The 14,710-nt window shown below is 46.9% G+C and carries 13 protein-coding genes; 8 read left to right on the plus strand and 5 right to left on the minus strand.

The features are described 5' to 3' along the window. Positions 1-289: 289 nt before the first annotated feature. The 3 genes from INF29_RS00160 to INF29_RS00170 all read left to right on the plus strand — a co-directional run bounded on the left by INF29_RS00160 (position 290) and on the right by INF29_RS00170 (position 3,665). Positions 290-1,225 (plus strand): copper amine oxidase N-terminal domain-containing protein, encoded by a 936-nt coding sequence (locus tag INF29_RS00160; RefSeq protein WP_193484003.1) that lies wholly within the window; start codon positions 290-292, stop codon positions 1,223-1,225. Positions 1,226-1,420: 195 nt separating this feature from the next. Next, positions 1,421-2,197 (plus strand): EFR1 family ferrodoxin, encoded by a 777-nt coding sequence (locus INF29_RS00165; protein WP_054329041.1) that lies wholly within the window; start codon positions 1,421-1,423, stop codon positions 2,195-2,197. A 4-nt stretch (positions 2,198-2,201) separates the two neighbouring features. Further along, entirely contained in the window at positions 2,202-3,665 is a 1,464-nt protein-coding gene (locus INF29_RS00170) for a polysaccharide deacetylase family protein (protein WP_193484004.1), read from the plus strand. A gap of 53 nt (positions 3,666-3,718) precedes the next feature. Here the strand turns inward: INF29_RS00170 and INF29_RS00175 are convergent, their stop codons facing one another. Beyond that, positions 3,719-4,111 (minus strand): metal-dependent transcriptional regulator, encoded by a 393-nt coding sequence (locus INF29_RS00175; protein ID WP_072848075.1) that lies wholly within the window; start codon positions 4,109-4,111, stop codon positions 3,719-3,721. Between the two features lie 430 nt (positions 4,112-4,541). Between INF29_RS00175 and INF29_RS00180 the strand changes: the two genes are divergently transcribed. Next, on the plus strand, positions 4,542-5,261 hold the full coding sequence (locus INF29_RS00180) for a DNA alkylation repair protein (RefSeq protein ID WP_193484005.1): 720 nt from the start codon (positions 4,542-4,544) through the stop codon (positions 5,259-5,261). Between the two features lie 140 nt (positions 5,262-5,401). Then, the gene (locus tag INF29_RS00185; protein ID WP_193484006.1) at positions 5,402-5,824 is read left to right on the plus strand and encodes a hypothetical protein; all 423 of its coding nucleotides are present in this window, start codon (positions 5,402-5,404) and stop codon (positions 5,822-5,824) included. Positions 5,825-6,103: 279 nt separating this feature from the next. Here the strand turns inward: INF29_RS00185 and INF29_RS00190 are convergent, their stop codons facing one another. After that, a complete protein-coding gene (locus INF29_RS00190; RefSeq protein ID WP_193484007.1) occupies positions 6,104-8,638 on the minus strand; it encodes a heavy metal translocating P-type ATPase in 2,535 nt (844 codons plus the stop codon). Between the two features lie 12 nt (positions 8,639-8,650). Next, on the minus strand, positions 8,651-8,914 hold the full coding sequence (locus INF29_RS00195; protein WP_072847985.1) for a metal-sensing transcriptional repressor: 264 nt from the start codon (positions 8,912-8,914) through the stop codon (positions 8,651-8,653). 160 nt (positions 8,915-9,074) lie between these two features. Between INF29_RS00195 and INF29_RS00200 the strand changes: the two genes are divergently transcribed. From INF29_RS00200 to ppk1, 3 genes are all read left to right on the plus strand, one after another. Next, on the plus strand, positions 9,075-9,551 hold the full coding sequence (locus INF29_RS00200; RefSeq protein WP_193484008.1) for a pyridoxamine 5'-phosphate oxidase family protein: 477 nt from the start codon (positions 9,075-9,077) through the stop codon (positions 9,549-9,551). Positions 9,552-9,714: 163 nt separating this feature from the next. Further along, entirely contained in the window at positions 9,715-10,638 is a 924-nt protein-coding gene (locus tag INF29_RS00205; RefSeq protein ID WP_193484009.1) for a Ppx/GppA phosphatase family protein, read from the plus strand. Next, positions 10,628-12,739: a polyphosphate kinase 1 gene (gene ppk1, locus INF29_RS00210; RefSeq protein WP_193484010.1), complete on the plus strand. Its 2,112-nt coding sequence runs from the start codon at positions 10,628-10,630 to the stop codon at positions 12,737-12,739. The genes INF29_RS00205 and ppk1 overlap by 11 nt, the downstream gene beginning before the upstream one ends. A gap of 120 nt (positions 12,740-12,859) precedes the next feature. Here the strand turns inward: ppk1 and dusB are convergent, their stop codons facing one another. Together dusB and INF29_RS00220 are read right to left on the minus strand one after the other, a co-directional pair. Continuing rightward, positions 12,860-13,822 (minus strand): tRNA dihydrouridine synthase DusB, encoded by a 963-nt coding sequence (gene dusB / locus INF29_RS00215; RefSeq protein ID WP_087988527.1) that lies wholly within the window; start codon positions 13,820-13,822, stop codon positions 12,860-12,862. 113 nt (positions 13,823-13,935) lie between these two features. After that, positions 13,936-14,703, minus strand: a complete 768-nt coding sequence (locus INF29_RS00220; RefSeq protein WP_072847990.1) for a type III pantothenate kinase — start codon at positions 14,701-14,703, stop codon at positions 13,936-13,938. Positions 14,704-14,710: the final 7 nt, after the last annotated feature.

Below are 14,710 nucleotides of genomic sequence, written 5' to 3' on the forward strand. Positions count from 1 at the left end.
TAACTAAGTCACAGGAAATAACCGCAAATTTTCGCCCATATGGCACGAAATATGCATAAAATGATTTTTTCAGTGCTGAAAATCATATTTTTTCTTTGGCAAAAACCCTGGATTTACGGGCTTTTTTCCCATTGTTCACGTTATTTTTTCGATTTTTCAAAAATTTTTTCAAAAACTTTGGAACTTTTCAAAAAAAGCTCCCGTCTGAATAAGCGTAACAAACAATCAACAAAAAAAACAACGCAAAAAACGAAACATACATTTTTTTGATTAACAGGAGGAATTCACTATGAAAAAGAATCTGAACAAAGTATTGGCACTGACACTGGCATTCACTGTTGTAGGCAGCACAGCTGCATACGCAGAAGTGATGAAAGGCGAAGCAACAGCAACACCCGTTCCCATCAGCGCAGAAGCTGACGATCAGGCAGAAGTATCCGCTTATATCAGCAACACAGGCAAAATCACAGAAGTAGCTGACACAGAAGACGGCAACAAAGTATTCACCATGTACAACGAAAACGGCGGTCTGCGTTTTGTAGTAGCACCCACAACAACCATCGTTGACAGAGAAACAGGCAGCGTGATCACAGCTGACAAACTGACAGAAGGTATGGAAGTTGCAGTCATCTACAGCGCAATGGCACCCATGGGCATGAGCATGCCTCCTTACATGGGTCAGGTAACAGCAGTGGTTGCAAACGCTGACAAAGGCTCCATCTCCGTTGGTCACTTCAACGATGACCTGCTCAACGAAAAAGACCTGCTGCAGCTGAACATTTCCGAAGATACTACCATCCTGACAACTCTGGGTACAAAAAGCATCCTGAGCGCTGACGATGTAAAAGGCAAAGATGCTGTTGTATTCTACGACATTACAACAAGAAGCATCCCCGCACAGACAAATCCTTCTCTGGTACTGCTGCTGGAAGAAAGAGAAGCTGCAACAGAAGATACTGAAGAAGCTGCTGTTGATACAAGATCCGTAGAAGCACCTGAAATGGTAGCACTGCGTGACGCTGCAGAAGCAAAAGGCTACAGCGTAAAATGGCAGGGCAAAACAGCTCCCGTTGTACTGGAAAAAGACGGTATGACCGCACAGATCACACTGGGCAGCACAACATATGTTGTAGAAGGCGACATGGCAATGACATCTTCCGCTGCTGCTGAACTGACAGACGGCGTACTGTACGTATCCGCTGACGTTGTGGAAAACCTGAAATAATGACCCCTCCTCCCATTGGGAGATGTAAAGAAGCCATACTTCCTTTAGGGAGGTATGGCTTCTTTTTGCGTCATGGAAATTTGTTTCGAAAAATAATGAAAAACTTTAATAAATTCGCAAAACTATCCACACAAAAATATGATATGATAATACTATCTTAAAAAAACATCAATACCGATCGGGGAGGTTATTTATATGGTTTTTTATTTTTCCGGCACCGGAAATTCCTATCATGTAGCGAAAAAACTGGCTGAAGGTCTTGGCGAGAAAATGATCGACATGGCAAGAGCCACAAGAGAAGATGCTTACGAATATACCCTGAAAAAAGGGGAAAAACTGGGCTTTGTGTTCCCTGTTCACGCTTGGGCGCCACCCCAGATGGTAGAGCAGTTCGTTCAGCGTCTGGAACTGTATTATGAAGAAGATGTTTACACCTATGCTGTCTGCACCTGCGGGCAGTCTGCCGGGGAAACCATGTCCATTCTGGAGGCTTCTCTGGAGGCAAACGATCTTTCTCTGGACAGCGGCTATTCCGTGATCATGCCCGATAACTATGCCGTATTGTTCAAAGCGCCTTCACCGGAAACCCAAAGACATCTGCTCCGTCAGGCAGACGAAATCGTACAGCTTATCCTGCGGGCAGTAAAACTGGAACGGAAAGACTTCTTCCGTGTGAAAAAAGGCAAAGGCGGCACATTCCTCAGCAATGTGGTGAACCCTCTGTTCCGCCGTTTTGCCACCAAAACAAAACCCTTCTATCCCACTGTGGACTGCATCGGCTGCGGCATCTGCGCCTATGTCTGTCCTTCCGGCTGCATCAAAATGACAGCAGGGGTTCCCGTTTGGGAAGAAGACCATTGCTACATGTGCATGTCCTGTTTGCAGCACTGTCCCAGACAGGCCATCCAGTATGGCAGACGCACCGCAAACAAAGGACGTTATCTGCACCCCGATTACCGCAAAAAGGAGTGATCCCATGAAAAAACATAGATTTCTGGCAGCTTTCACCGCCTGCACCCTGCTGGTGCTGACCGCTTTTGGCTCCTTTACGGAAGCCGCCGCTGCGGACAGCCGCACAGCAGCCCTGACCACCCAGGCAGAAAGCTACTTCAATTTCCATAAGGATACCCAGCACTGGGGCGAAACAAAGACATACGTCAGCGCAAAAGAACCTTTCTCCTATGCTGTGCAGTATCCTGTGACAAATCAGGCAGCTTTGGATGAGCAAATCATCAAAACCCTGAAAACAAAGGCCGATGCTTTTGAAACCGCCTATACCAAAGCGGCAGAAGAAAAAGCTGAGGAAAAAACACCCAGCAAATACACAGGCACCCTCATCATTGGCTATGATTCCTACATCACCAAAGACAACATTGCCAGTGTATCGTTTCTGGAAACACGGAAAATCGACGGTGCCTATACAGAACCGGCATCCTGGAGCACATATCTGTTTGATGCCACAACAGGCAAAGCACTGACAGCCGCGGACATTTTCCGAGATTCCTACCGTGAGAAAGCATCCGCTTATACACTGGATTACTTTCAGAAACACGAAACCTACGGCAAGCAGCTTTTCGGCAATTACAAAGCCCTTCTGGCGCCGGAAAGCGATGTGTTCAGCACATTTGCTCTGACTGACGACAGCGTGATTTTCTACATTGATAAATATGAGATTCTTCCCGGCAAGTGTGGTGCCATCCGACTGGAAATCCCCAGAGAGGTGTTCAAAGGTTCCTTCCTGACAGACCCTGAGGAAGTTCCACCCGTTGTGGAAGAACCTGCCCAGCCTGAGGGAACCACAGAAGAAACCGGACGGGTCATTGACCCCAACAAGCCCATGGTGGCATTGACTTATGACGACGGTCCTTCTCCTACAGCCACCAACGCCATTCTGGATGTGCTGGAAAAATACAACGCAGTGGCTACCTTCTATGATGTGGGCTATCGTGTGGCACAGTATCCCGATGTGGTGAAACGGGAAGCAGCCCTGGGCTGTGAAGTAGGTAGTCATTCCTATGACCACAAGGATTTCAAAAAACTTTCTGCATCCCAGATTCAGGCAGACGTGAAACAGGTCAATGCAGCCTTCGCCAAAGCAGGCGTGAAACCTACCTCTTTCCGTCCTCCTTACGGCAACACAAACGCCACCGTACAGGCAAATGTTCCCCTGCCCATCGTCACATGGTCTGTGGATACACTGGACTGGAAGACACGGAATGTGGACAGCATCCTGAAAGAAGTGAAAGCAGCAGGCAATCTGGACGGCAAAGTCATCCTGATGCACGGCATCTATGACACCACCGCACAGGCAACGGCAAAACTGGTGCCTATGTTGCAGGAACAGGGCTACCAGCTGGTGACCGTTTCCGAGCTGATTCAATACAAACACAACGAAACACCAAAAGCTGGAAAACTTTACGGCTATTCTTATTTCCAGTAAATCTACATAAAAAGGCGTTCTGCGGAAATTCTCCGCGGAACGCTTTTTCTGCTTTAAGATTCTTTTTGTTTGATTTCGTCCAGACTTTCCTGATGATGGCGCTTCATGCAGGCGAAGGTTTCCTCGCTGATGATATGCTCCATCCGGCAAGCATCTTCCAGGGCTGTTTTTTCCGAAACGCCGATGCGCATGAGGGACGCAGCAATGACACAGTGCCGTTCATAGGTGGCTTCTGCCACTTTTCTGCCTGCTTCTGTCAAGGCGATTTTGCTGCGGTCTGTGACGGTGATATAACCTTCTGCCCGCAGTTTCTTCATGGCATTGCTGACACTGGGCTTGCTGAATCCCAATTCTGTGGCAATGTCGATGGCGCGGACGTAGCCTGTTTTCTGCTGCAAAATATATATGGTTTCCAGGTAATTTTCCATGGATTCTCTTGTTTTAATCATTTTCTCACCCCAAAGTTAAACTTGTTTCTATGGTAACAGAGTTTTCCCAAAGATACAACTGCAAATACAAAACTTTCGGTTTTCACAAAAAATTTTACACTTTCCATTGACAATTTACGGAAAATATTGCATCATAAAGATACGTATACAGGCATCATACACCTGTATATCAAAAATGCTTGTTTCTGCGCAATATCGTCCTCTCCTGACGGTTTTGCGTATTGAATCAAACTTTTCATCTCTTCATGTCATTGTCCCTCCGTACATGGAAAACTCCCCCCAATTCCGTTTTTCATGTATTGACAATGACAGCCCTTTCAAAGGAGACGGCAGTTTCCCCCCAAAACAAACTGCCGTCTTTTTTGTTGTCTGAAAATGCATTTTTGAACCAAATTTTTACATATTTATAGAAACAGGAAGTGATTTTATGCATGCGATGCCGGAGCGCTGGACACCGGAAACCTACAACGATTTTCTTGCGGAATTGAAACAGGAGGCAGACGAAGCCTACCGCCTGTTTAACGAAAAACTGCTGGCTTCTGAACTGCCCACTCTGGGACTGCGACTGCCTTTTCTGCGCAAAACGGCAAAAGCCATTGCCAAAGGCGACCCCAGAGGATTTTTGGCTGTCTGCGGCAAAACATACCACGAAGAACGGCTTCTTTACGGGCTGGTGGCTGCGGAACTGCCTTACGCGGACTTTCTGCCCCACAGCGATAAAATGGCAAAATATCTTGTGGAAAACTGGGCAATCTGCGATACCTTCTGTTCTTCTCTGAAAAAGGTACTGTCCTACAAAGCCGACAAAGCCCATTATTTCCGCTACATCTCCGTGTATCTGTCCTCCCTGAATCCATGGACCGTACGGGTGTGGCTCATCGTCATGCTCCACCATTATCTGACTCCCACCACCATCAATACGGTTCTGACACGTACGCTGGCAGTGGACTCAGACTTCTATTATGTCCGCATGGCACAGGCATGGCTTCTGGCAGAAGCATGGGTGAAATTCCCCGAAGAAACAAAGAAAGCTGTCCTTGCCGCCAATTTAGACCCTTGGGTATTCCGTAAATTCGTACAAAAAGCACGGGAATCCAGACGGGTTTCTGATGAGGACAAGGAGTATCTGAAAAGCCTGCTTCCATAAAAACAAAAAGCTTGTATTTTCAGCTTGTTGCTGAAAATACAGGCTTTTTTTGATGCACTTTCCCCATTGACATTTTTCTTTTTTGTTTCGTACACTGACCTTATCTATGAGATATTGATTTCGGAAAGGAGGCTGGGAATATGAACGGACTTCGCAATCAGCCTTGGTATCCCCTTTTGCCATTGGTTCCCATCCATATTCTGGCTTACCTCTGCAATTTCACAAACTGCTTCTTCAACGCCACGCCTACATTCTTTGGCGTTGGCTTCAGCCTTCTTTATGTGGGACTGTGCTTTTATCTGCTGTTCCGTTTTCGGCAAAACACTTTCTGGCTGAAATTCTATGCCATTTTTTCATTGATGTTTTTTGCCAGTCTTTGCGTTTCTTATCTGGAGATTTCCTTTGGAAATGTGGACAGCATCGCCTTTGTCCTTTCCCTGCTGTTTGTGCCTGCCTATTACGGACTGACAGGGATTCTTTATCTGGAAATCATGGTTCCCTGCCTGCTTCTGCTGGAAGGGCTGCTTTGCCTGTATTTTCTCCATAAAAGAAAAAGCATATAAAAAAGGAAATCTTCTATAATCAGAAGATTTTCTCGAACTGTCAAAAAACTACATTTTACACTTTTTTCAAGAATGCGGAAGGGCTTGGGAAACGAAGCGTTTCCCAACTGGAATCCACAGTCGGAATTCACTTCCGACGAGAAAAAGCAGGAATTTCAAGGCTTTTTAGCCGATGGAATTCCTGCTTTATACTTCTGTCTACTCGTCAAAGGCTTGAATGAAATGAGCCTTTGACGATAGGGTTTCGGCTTTTTCGACACCCTAGATTTCCTTTTTTCTTTACTGAATATCTACCACTTCGTAGCCTGCGTCTGTAACAGTCTGCACCAGTGTTTCATCGCTGACCTCTTTAGACAGTGTCACCGTTGCGCTTTTGCCTTCCAGACTTACTTCCGCTGTTACGCCTTCCAGATCGTTCAGGGCTTTTTCCACTCTGCCTGTGCAGTGATTACACATCATACCTTCGATTTTCAATACTTTTTTCATACCAATTTCCTCCTTATGTGTTGGTTCTTTTTGTATATCTTCTTTCGGCAAAGCCGTTGTTGTCTTCGCGTATTTCGGGCGGAAGAGCCGCAATCTAAGAGCATTCCCCACTACAAAAGCGGAGCTGAAACTCATGGCCGCAGCCGCAAACATGGGATTCAGTTTCCATTCCAGCAGAGGATAGAAGACCCCAGCCGCCAGAGGGATACCGCAGGCATTATAGAAAAATGCCCAGAACAGATTTTCTTTGATATTGCGGATGGTGGCATGACTCAGTTCAATAGCTGTCACCGCATCCATGAGGTCGCTTTTCATTAAGATAATATCCGCGGATTCCATGGCAACGTCTGTACCTGCACCAATGGCAACACCTACGTCCGCACGCATGAGGGCAGGAGCGTCGTTGATACCGTCGCCAATCATGGCAACTTTTTTGCCCTGTTCCTGCAAACGGCGCACTTCCCGTTCCTTATCCTGAGGCAAAACTTCCGCAATGACCTGAATATCTAATTCCTTGGCAATGGCTTGTGCTGTCCGTTTGTTGTCCCCTGTGAGCATGACCACTTCAATGCCCATCTGATGGAACGCGTCCACAGCGGCTTTGCTGGTAGGCTTCAAGGTATCCGCCAGTGCCACAATGCCCAGAAATGTTTCATTTTCCGCAAAGAACAGAGGGGTTTTTCCCGCTTCTGCCAGTTCCACGGCTTTTGCTTCCCATTCTCCCAGCTGGATACCTCTTTCCTGCATCATTTTCAGGTTCCCAGCCAGAATATGTTTTCCTGCCACATCGGCTTCCACGCCTTGCCCTGCCGTTGCGGTGAGGTTTTCCGCCTTTTCAAAAGCTACTTCTTTTTCTTTGGCATAAGCAACGATGGCTTCTGCCAAGGGATGCTCCGAAAGGGCTTCCACTGCCGCCGCCTGTTTCAGCAGACGGTTTCGCAGAATACCTTTTGCCAGCACCACATCAGTGACAACGGGCTTGCCTTCTGTCAGAGTCCCTGTTTTATCCAGCACCACCGTCTGCACCTGATGGGCAATTTCCAGACTTTCGGCGGATTTTACCAGAATACCATATTCAGCGCCTTTGCCTGTTCCTACCATGATAGCCGTCGGTGTTGCCAGACCCAAAGCACAGGGGCAGGAAATGACAAGCACCGCAATACCGATGGACAACGCAAAGGAGAAAGGCTGATTTCCAGCCACAAACCAGATGACTGCCGCCAGAACAGCAATGGTAATAACCACGGGCACAAATACACCGCTGACTTTATCTGCCAGTTTGGCGATGGGTGCTTTGGATGCCCCTGCTTCTTCTACCAATGCGATGATCTGGGACAAAGTGGTGTCTTTGCCGACTCTTGTAGCCGTCATGCGGAAATAACCGCTTTTGTTGACAGTCGCACCGATAACTGTATCGCCCACCTGTTTTTCCACAGGGATACTTTCCCCTGTGATGGCGCTTTCATCCACTGCGGAAAAGCCTTCCATGATTTTACCGTCTACGGGAATCCGCTGTCCCGGTTTTACGATGATGGTATCCCCTGTCACCACTTCTTCCACAGGGATTTCCTGTTCCACGCCATCCCGCAGGACTGTAGCTGTTTTCGGTGCCAAGTCCATGAGTTTGCTGATGGCTTCAGAAGTTTTCCCTTTGGAACGGGTTTCCATATATTTTCCCACGGTAATGAGGGTCAAAATCATAGCGGCAGATTCAAAATACAGCTCCATACCGTAATGATGAGCTGTCATCAAATCCCCATGCCCCATAGCATAAGCCATAGAATAAATGGCAAATACGCTGTAGACCACAGAGGCGGCGGAACCCAGTGCAATGAGGGAATCCATGTTCGGCGCGCGGTTCCACAAAGCTTTAAAGCCTACCACATAATATTTCTTGTTGATGATGAGGACGGGAATGGTCAAGAACAGCTGTGTCAAAGCGAAAATCATGACATTTTCGTCCCCCAGCAAAATGGCAGGCAATGGTGCCCCCATCATATGTCCCATGGAGATATAGAACAAGGGAATCAGAAAACAAAAAGATGCGATAAGCCGCCGTTTCATGTGGTGCATTTCTTCCGCTGCCACATTTTTCGGCGCTTCCTGCGTTTTGGTTTCTCCCTGTACCGATGCGCCATAACCGCCGCTTTCTACCGCATGGATAATATCTGTGGTACCAAGGGCGTTATCGTCATACTCCACCACCATACTGTTCTGGAGCAGGTTTACGTTGACACACTGGACACCTTCCAGCTTGCTGACGCTTTTCTCCACATGGGCAGAGCAGGCAGAACAGGTCATACCCGTCACGTCAAATTTTTGTTTCATGGCATTTCCTCCTTATTTCAGTATTTTGCCCAGCATAGCCACCAGTTCATCTACCTTTTCTTCTTTTTCGGCATCGGTGGTGGCTGCTACCACACAGCCCTTTAAATGGGCTGTCAAAATTTCTTTATTGGCTTTATTGAGAATGGCTTCCACTGCCATAAGCTGCTGGGAAATGTCCATACAGTAGCGGTCATCCTCCACCATTTTCAAAATCCCATCCAGCTGTCCTCTGGCTGTTTTCAGCAATTTCGTAATCTTATCTTTATCTGCACGCATGGTAACACACCTTTCCCTCTTTATACCCTCCCCCCTAGGGGGGTATCCTTTCTGAGGACAGTATATCATACCAAAATGGTAGGTGCAATACCTTTTTGATATTTTTCTTTCTTTTTTCCCATACAGTTGTATAATGGATAGAAAAAAGGAGGTAATACATATGTCTACAAAAAACACACCTTTACGCAGAAAAGACCGCTTGAGAACACAGGAAGAAGCCAGAGCCATTATGGAAAGCTGTGACTTTGCCGTATTATCCACCACAGACAATGAAAACATGCCTTATGGCGTACCTGTTTCCGTAGTTCTGGAGGAAAATCACCTCTATTTCCACTGTGCCAAAGCCGGTCGGAAACTGGAAAATATCCAGCAAAATCCCCATGTTTGCCTGACTTTTGCCAAATTACGTCTGGTAGATGGCGAAAATTTCACCACACGTTATGAAAGCGTCATTGCCGAAGGCACCGCTGCCATTATAGAGGAAGAAACAGAAAAACGCCATGCCCTCCAGCTTCTCTGCCGCCGTTACACCCAGCACAGCGACGAAGAAATCGACGCATACATCCAGCATTACTTTGCCCAGACAGGGGTCGTGCGGATAGATTTGGAAAGCATTTGTGCAAAAGCAAAAATTTAACATTTTCGAAGGCTGAAAAATGAAGGATTTAACATTTCATCGCAACATATTTTCCACAGATTTCTTATAGATTTTACATAGATTTAACAGAAATAAAGTAGCAGACTTAACAAATCAAAGGCAAAATAATAGTGAAAAAAGTAGAAAACGAGGGGAATTTAATTTGTACGCAGTTATTGACATTGGCTCCAACACCATCCGTTTGGTGCTTTATAAAATCGAAAACAATCAAATCAAATCATTGCTCAACAAAAAAAGCCCTGCCGGTCTGGCAGGTTATATCAATAAAGACCGCTGCCTGAAAAAAAGCGGTATTCGTAAGGCTGTTGCAGTCCTTTCCGAATTTAAGGAAATTCTGGATCATATGACCATTCAGGAAGTTTTTCCCTTTGCCACCGCTTCCCTGCGCAACATCAACAACGCACCGGAAGTGCTGGAAGCCATTCGGGAAAACTGCGGCTTTGAAGTGCGCATCCTTTCCGGCGAAGAAGAAGCTATCTTCGACTATTACGGCGCACTGCAGGCCATGGAAATGGACAAAGGTCTGCTGACCGACATCGGCGGCGGCAGTACCGAGCTGGTATTCTATCAGGATCACGCCATCCAGCGGGCAACTTCTCTGCCTATGGGCTCTTTGAACCTGTACCAGCAGTATGTAAAAAATCACCTCATTGCGAAAAAATCCGAATTACAGCAGATTCAGAAAGAAGTGCGCAAAAAATTACAGGAATTACCGCCTCAGAAAGCGGTCATTTCCGACCTGTGCGCCATCGGCGGTTCTGCCCGTGCGGCAATGCAGATGGTGCAGGCTGTTTCCAAAAAGAAAAAGGAACAGCCCCTCCCTTATTACGATCCTGCCTGTCTGAAAGCCATTCTGGACAGTGCATGTGATACACCCGATATTTTTATCAAACAACTGCTGAAAACCGCGCCTGACCGTATCCATACGTTCCTGCCCGGTATTACAGTTTTATATACCATTGCTGAGTTTTACAACATCTCCCGCATTACCACCATCAACTATGGTGTCCGGGAAGGTTATTTGTACTATTTGTTAGAACAGAGGGGGAAAATCCATGGGCGCTAAAAAATATCCGTTCACTCAAAACCGTGAACTTTCTTGGCTGCGGTTCAATGACCGTGTCCTTAGTGAAGCCATGGATGAAACCCTGCCTTTGCTGGAAAGATTGAAGTTTATCTCCATCTTCACCAGCAATTTGGATGAATTTTTTATGATCCGTGTGGGCAGCCTTTTTGACATGATGCATGTCAAAGCCCATGCCATCGACAACAAATCCGGTATGACCCCCAAAGAACAGCTGGAACACATTTACCGCGCTGTGCGTCCCCTTTGCGAAAAGCGGGATAAACTCTTTGGCAGTATTCAATTGCAGCTTCGCGCCCATGGCGTTTCTCACCTTGCCTATGAAGAACTGGAATCTGTGGAACAGAAATATGTGAAGCAGTACTTCAAATCTTCCGTCTTGCCTATCTTATCTCCGCAGATTGTGGATACCCACCATCCGTTTCCACATCTGCAAAATAAAGTCATCCATGTATGCGCGATGCTGAAATTCAAAAGCAAACAGGTCTTTGCCGTCATTCCCGTGCCTCAGGCACTGCCTGAAGTTTTGTTCCTGCCGGGAATCGACGTGCGTTACATCCGTATGGAAGACATCATACTGGAATTTATGGACCAAGTTTTCGATAACTACACCGTCGATGAAAAGGTTTGTATCTGCATCACCAGAAACGCGGATATCAACCCCGACGATGAAGCCTTTGACGTAGGCAGCGACTTTCGGAAAAAAATGAAGAAAGTGCTGGGACAGCGGCGGCGGCTGGCGCCTGTGCGTATGGAGATCTCCCATTCTATCAGCGAACATTTCATCTCCTATCTTTGTGAACATCTGACACTGACACCTGCCATGATTTACACCACATCCGCCCCTATGACCATGGGATATGTATTCTCCCTGGCGGATAAGCTCACCGACACCAAGCGGAAAGCGTTGACCTACCCTGTTTTTAAACCACAGTATCCTGCCCGCATCCACAAAAACGAAAGCATTTTGCGGCAGGTGCAGAAAAAAGACATCCTGCTTTCCTATCCCTTTGAAAGTATGGAGCCTTTCCTGCAAATGATCAAGGAAGCATCCAATGACCCTACGGTCATTTCCATTAAAATTACCATTTACCGTCTGGCTAGAAAAACCAAACTGGTGGAATATCTCTGCAACGCGGCGGAAAACGGTAAGGACGTTACCGTCCTCATCGAGCTGCGGGCACGTTTTGACGAGCAGAACAACATCGACTGGTCTGAACGTCTGGAGGAAGCCGGATGCACCATTATTTACGGCTTTGAGGACTACAAAGTCCATTCCAAACTTTGCCTCATCACCAAAAAAGAGCGGGGCGAAATCCAGTACATCACCCAGATTGGTACCGGCAACTACAACGAGAAAACGGCTGAAATGTACACAGACCTTTCTCTGCTGACAGCCAATCAGGAAATCGGTCAGGATGCCAATATTTTCTTCCAGAACATGGGCATCGGCAACCTCATGGGCAGCTACAAAAACCTGCTGGTTGCCCCTGTGAGCCTGAAAACCTCTGTCATGCGCCTCATTGACGAGGAAATCGCCAAAGGAAATGACGGACGCATTTTCCTGAAGCTCAATTCCCTGACGGACATTGACATCATCGAAAAGCTGAAAGAAGCCTCCTGTGCAGGGGTGCAGATTCAGATGATGATCCGCGGCATCTGCTGCTTACTGCCGCAGGTTCCCGGCATGACAGAAAACATCCGTGTGTTCAACGTGGTAGGACGTTATCTGGAACATTCCCGTATCTACTGCTTCGGCAGCGGCAAAAACGAGAAAATGTATATTTCCTCCGCCGACTTTATGACCAGAAACACGGAACGCCGTGTGGAAGTGGCAGCACCCGTTTATGACCCGGACATTCAGGCACAGATCCACAATGTCATGGATGCAGCCAAATCCGATAACGTGAAAGCGCGTATCCTCTGTGCCGACGGGGAATACATCAAGAAACCCTTTACTGGCACTGCCGTTGACAGCCAGCAGCTTTTGATGCAGCAGGCACAACAGCAACAGACAACTCCATCCGAACTGCCGCAGAAAGAAGGCTTTTTCTCCCGTCTGCGCCATCGGATTTTCAAATAGACAACATCTCCCTATCTTCGGGCAATGTGATTTCATCGCTGCACATTGCCGTATATACCAAAAAAGACGTGAACTTGAGGAATCTCTTGTCCACGTCTTTTCTTATTTCTTTTGCATTGCTTATTTGCCTGCCAGATATGCACGCAGCAGTTCTTCCATGGCTTCATAGCTTTCCATGAAGTTCATTTTCCCACGAAGCTCAGAAGCACCGGGCAGTCCTTTCATATACCAAGCCATGTGCTTGCGCATTTCTCTAACGCCGATATACTCCCCTTTGTAGTCAATGAGCATACGGGCATGGCGCAGGGCTTTCTCCACCCGTTCTTCTGCTGTAGGCTCCGGCAGAAGCTCTCCTGTTTCCAGATAATGAATGATGCGCTTAAACAGCCAAGGGTTCCCCTGAGCGCCTCTGCCTACCATAATGGCATCACAGCCTGTATAGTCCAGCAGTGCCTTAGCATCCTGAGGTGTAAACACATCCCCATTGCCAATAACGGGAATGGAAACGGCTTCTTTCACCTGACGAATAATATCCCAGTCGGCTTTGCCGCTGTAATACTGTTCTCTGGTGCGTCCATGGACTGCTACCGCCGCTGCGCCGTTGGCTTCTGCGATTTTCGCAACTTCCACAGCGTTGATATGGTCGTCGTCAAAGCCTTTACGGAATTTGATGGTAACAGGCTTCTTCTGGCTTTCCACCAGAGATTTTACAATCTGCCCCACCAGTTCCGGTGTCTTTGTAATGGCGCTGCCTTCCCCGTTTTTGACGATTTTCGGCGCAGGGCAGCCCATATTCACATCAATGATATCAAAGGGGTAAGGCTCGATTTTCTTGCCCATTTCCCCCAGAATTTTCGGGTCAGAACCGAAAAGCTGAATGGCTGTGGGGCGTTCTGCCTCCTCTACCTGCAACAGTTCTGTGGTGTTTTTGTTGTTATATAAAATGCCTTTTGCGCTGACCATTTCGGAATACACCAGACCGCAGCCCATTTCCTTGCAGAGCAAACGAAAAGGCAGGTCTGTGACCCCAGCCATGGGCGCCAGAAAAACATTGTTGTCCAATGTCACATTTCCAATTTTCATTTTCTTCCTCCAACATGCGATTTCTGCCCACTTTTCGGGCTTTTCCTATCCTATCATATCAGAAAAAAACAGGCAAGACCTGAAAACAAAATTTCTGTCTGCCTGTTTTGGATTTACTTGTTTTTGTGATACAGAATTTTCAGACCTTTCAGTGTCAGAACAGGGTCCAATACATCGAAAATCTTACGGTCAGGGTCGATGACTCTTGCCAGACCGCCTGTGGCAATGACCTTCATATCCGGCATATTCAGCTCTTTTTTCAGCTGGTCAATGATATAAATGGTCTGTCCAATATGCCCCAGCACCAGACCTGCCTGAATACTGCCCACTGTGTTTTTCACAATGATGGACTTTGGCTTTTTGATTTCAATCTTCGGCAGCTGTGCCGCACGCTGTGTCAATGCATCTGCGCAGACAGAAATGCCCGGTGTGATGAGACCTGTGATAAATTCGGATTTTTCATTCAGTACGTCAAAGGTATTGGCTGTGCCGTAGTCAATGACCACTGCAGGACCGCCATAAATTTCATTGACTGCCACCAGATTAACGATACGGTCTGCCCCAACGCCTTTGGGGTTGTCACGTTTAACAGAAATGCCTGTTTTCATGCCTGCACTGACAATCATAGGCTCAATATGGAAATATTTCCGAATGCCCTGTGTCAGAGAATACATGATATCCGGCACAACAGAAGAAATGATGACCGCGTCAATGCTGCTTGCCTTTACATCGGAAGCGTCAAAGAGGGAATGGATAAAGATACCCGTTTCGTCTGCAGTTCTGACACCGGCTGTTGCCATACGCCAGCACTTAATAAGTTTATCCCCGCGGTATACCCCCAAAACATAGTTGGTATTCCCTACATCAATTACCAAAAGCATGTATATT

The sequence above is a fragment of the Anaerotignum lactatifermentans genome (assembly GCF_014982935.1).
Lineage (GTDB): Bacteria > Bacillota > Clostridia > Lachnospirales > Anaerotignaceae > Anaerotignum > Anaerotignum lactatifermentans.